The sequence below is a fragment of the Pseudomonas sp. AGC41 genome (assembly GCF_057334555.1).
In genome coordinates, this window is record NZ_JBHFJB010000117.1 from 113,011 (window position 1) to 116,666 (window position 3,656).

The window sequence follows — 3,656 nt, forward strand, 5'->3', positions numbered from 1 at the left end:
TTGCAGCACATCCCCGGCTTGTCAGTTCGGCCATGCGCCGCCACACTAGCGCCTATGAAAAACGTCAGCCCCACCTACCTCAAGCATCACTTCCTGATTGCCATGCCGCACATGGCCGATCCGAACTTTGCCCATACCTTGACCTACATCGTCGAGCACACGGCCAATGGGGCCATGGGATTGGTGGTAAACCGCCCGCAGGAGCTGAACCTGGCGGATATCCTTGAGCAGCTGCGGCCCGAGGTCGCACCGCCACTCCTGTGCCAGCACGTGCCGATTTTCATCGGCGGCCCGGTGCAGACCGATCGCGGTTTCGTGCTCCATCCGTCGGGCCCCAAATTCCAGGCCACCGTTGATCTGAACGGCGTGTCGCTGTCTACTTCCCAGGACGTGCTGTTTGCCATCGCCGACGGCGTCGGCCCGGAAAAAAGCCTGATCGCCCTGGGCTATGCCGGTTGGGAACCCGGACAGCTGGAAGCCGAGCTGGCCGACAACGCCTGGCTGACGTGCCCGTTCGACGCCGACATCCTGTTCAACACCAGCAGCGAGTTGCGCCTGGAAGCGGCGGCCAGCCGATTGGGCGTGAACCTCGGCCTGCTTACCAGCCAGGCGGGCCACGCCTGATGGCCCTGCGCCTGCTGCTGGGCTTTGATTACGGCACCAAACAGATCGGCGTCGCGGTCGGCCAGGTCATTACCGGCCAGGCCCGCGAGCTGTGCACATTAAAAGCGCAGAACGGCGTTCCGGACTGGAACCAGGTCGAAGCGCTGATCAAGGAATGGAAACCCGACGCCGTGGTGGTCGGCCTGCCGTTGAACATGGACGGCACGCCCAGCGACATGTGCCTGCGCGCGGAAAAATTCGCCCGCCGGCTCAATGGCCGTTTCAATCTGCCCTTCTATACCCATGACGAGCGCCTGACCACCTTCGAGGCCAAGGGCGAGCGCCTGGTGCGCGGCGGGCAGAAAGGCAGTTACCGCGACAATCCGGTGGACGCCATCGCCGCCGCCCTGCTGCTGCAAGGTTGGCTCGATGCCAACGGCGCCCTGTTCGAAACCTGAATTTTGAAAGCGCCGCCAAGGCGCTTTCTTCTAGCGACAAGCCGAGTCATGAGCACCGACCCGCAAACCTGAAGGAGCCAGCATGAGCCTGCCCAATCCTGCCGAACTGATCAGCCAGATGGCGATCCGTCTCACGGCGCACCTGGAACAACGCGGCATCAGCGAACCGCGCTACATCGGCATTCGCACTGGCGGCGTCTGGGTTGCCCAGGCCTTGCTCGATCAACTGGGCAGCGACTCGCCGCTGGGCACCCTGGACGTGTCGTTCTACCGCGACGACTTCAGCCAGAACGGCCTGCACCCGCAAGTACGCCCTTCGGCGCTGCCGTTCGAGATCGAAGGCCAGCACCTGGTACTGATCGACGACGTGCTGATGAGCGGGCGGACCATCCGCGCCGCCATGAATGAATTGTTCGACTACGGTCGCCCGGCCAGCGTGACGCTGGTCTGCCTGCTCGACCTGGACGCCGCCGAATTGCCGATCCGCCCTGACGTGGTCGGCGCGACGCTGGCGCTGGCGGCCCATGAACGGGTCAAGCTTTCCGGCCCGGCGCCGCTGCAACTCGAACTGCAAGACCTCGCCCTTTAACTGCCCTTGCCAGAGTCCATCGCGATGACGCCTCTCGAAACCAAGCGCCCGCTGCAGCTCAACGATCAGGGCCAGCTGCGGCACTTCCTGTCCCTCGACGGCCTGCGCCGCGAGCTGCTGACAGAAATCCTCGACACTGCCGACTCGTTCCTTGAAGTCGGCGCCCGGGCGGTGAAAAAAGTCCCGCTGCTGCGCGGCAAGACCGTGTGCAATGTGTTCTTCGAAAACTCCACCCGCACCCGCACCACCTTCGAACTGGCGGCCCAGCGGCTGTCGGCGGACGTGATTACCTTGAACGTGTCGACATCTTCGGCGAGCAAGGGCGAAACCCTGCTCGACACCCTGCGCAACCTCGAAGCCATGGCCGCCGATATGTTCGTCGTGCGCCACGGCGACTCCGGCGCGGCGCACTTCATTGCCGAACACGTGTGCCCGCAAGTGGCGATCATCAACGGCGGCGACGGCCGCCACGCACACCCGACCCAGGGCATGCTCGACATGTTGACCATCCGTCGGCACAAGGGCAGCTTCGAAAACCTGTCGGTGGCCATCGTCGGCGACATCCTGCACTCGCGGGTGGCTCGCTCGAACATGCTCGCGCTGAAGACCCTCGGCTGTCCGGACATCCGCGTGATCGCGCCGAAAACCCTGCTGCCCATCGGCGTCGAGCAATACGGCGTGAAGGTCTACACCGACATGACCGAAGGCCTGAAGGATGTCGACGTGGTGATCATGCTGCGCCTGCAACGCGAACGCATGACCGGCGGCCTGCTGCCCAGCGAAGGCGAGTTCTACCGTCTGTTCGGCCTGACCACCGCGCGCCTGGCCGGCGCCAAGCCGGACGCCATCGTCATGCACCCGGGGCCGATCAATCGCGGCGTGGAGATCGAGTCGGCGGTGGCCGACGGGCCGCATTCGGTGATCCTCAACCAGGTGACCTACGGCATCGCCATCCGCATGGCCGTGCTGTCCATGGCCATGAGCGGGCAAACGGCCCAGCGCCAATTCGACCAGGAGAACGCCCAGTGAAGCTCAGCATTCTCGGCGCACGCGTGATCGATCCGGCCAGCGGCCTGGATCAAGTGACTGACATTCATATCGATGCCTGCAAGATCGTCGCCCTCGGCGCCGCACCGACAGGCTTCGTGGCAGCCGAGGTCCTCGACGCCCAAGGCCTGGTGGCCGCGCCCGGCCTGGTGGACCTGAACGTTGCCCTGCGCGAGCCGGGCTACAGCCGCAAAGGCAGCATCGTCAGCGAAACCCGCGCCGCCGCTGCCGGTGGCGTCACCAGCCTGTGCTGCCCGCCGCAGACCAAACCGGTACTGGACACCTCGGCCGTGGCCGAGCTGATCCTCGACCGCGCCCGCGAGGCCGGCAACACCAAGGTCTTCCCGATTGGCGCACTGAGCAAAGGCCTGGAAGGCGAACAACTGGCCGAACTCATCGCCCTGCGTGATGCCGGTTGCGTGGCGTTCGGCAACGGCCTCAACAGTTTCCGCAATACCCGGACCCTGTGCCGCGCCCTCGAATACGCGGCGACTTTCGGCCTGACGGTGATCTTCAACTCCCAGGACCACGACCTCGCTGAAGGTGGCCTGGCCCATGAAGGCCCGACCGCCAGTTTCCTCGGCTTGCCGGGCATCCCGGAAACCGCCGAGACCGTGGCCCTGGCCCGGGACCTGCTGTTGGTCGAGCAGAGCGGTGTACGCGCGCACTTCAGCCAACTGACCAGTGCCCGAGGCGCCGCGCTGATCGCCCAGGCCCAGGCCCGAGGCTTGCCGGTGACCGCCGATGTGGCGCTGTATCAGCTGATCCTGACCGACGAAGCGCTGATCGATTTCAACAGTGTCTATCACGTCCAGCCGCCGCTGCGCACCCGCGCCGACCGCGACGGCTTGCGCGAGGCGGTGAAGTCCGGGGTGATCTCGGCCATTTCCAGCCATCACCAACCCCACGAGCGCGATGCCAAGCTGGCACCGTTCGGCGCCACCGAGCCGGGCATCAGC

General features: G+C 65.3%; 5 protein-coding genes. All 5 read left to right on the forward strand.

The window, feature by feature from the left end:
* Positions 1-54 precede the first annotated feature (54 nt).
* The gene (locus ACE04F_RS20700; RefSeq protein ID WP_486109716.1) at positions 55-624 is read left to right on the forward strand and encodes a YqgE/AlgH family protein; all 570 of its coding nucleotides are present in this window, start codon (positions 55-57) and stop codon (positions 622-624) included.
* Positions 624-1,061: a Holliday junction resolvase RuvX gene (gene ruvX, locus ACE04F_RS20705; RefSeq protein WP_486109574.1), complete on the forward strand. Its 438-nt coding sequence runs from the start codon at positions 624-626 to the stop codon at positions 1,059-1,061. The genes ACE04F_RS20700 and ruvX overlap by 1 nt, the downstream gene beginning before the upstream one ends.
* An 82-nt stretch (positions 1,062-1,143) precedes the next feature.
* Positions 1,144-1,650, forward strand: coding sequence for a bifunctional pyr operon transcriptional regulator/uracil phosphoribosyltransferase PyrR (gene pyrR, locus ACE04F_RS20710; RefSeq protein WP_486109576.1), 507 nt, complete (start codon positions 1,144-1,146; stop codon positions 1,648-1,650).
* Positions 1,651-1,674: 24 nt separating this feature from the next.
* A complete protein-coding gene (locus tag ACE04F_RS20715) occupies positions 1,675-2,679 on the forward strand; it encodes an aspartate carbamoyltransferase catalytic subunit (protein ID WP_003177495.1) in 1,005 nt (334 codons plus the stop codon).
* The coding region (locus ACE04F_RS20720) for a dihydroorotase (protein WP_486109578.1) at positions 2,676-3,656 on the forward strand (981 nt) is incomplete at its 3' end. The genes ACE04F_RS20715 and ACE04F_RS20720, both read left to right, overlap by 4 nt.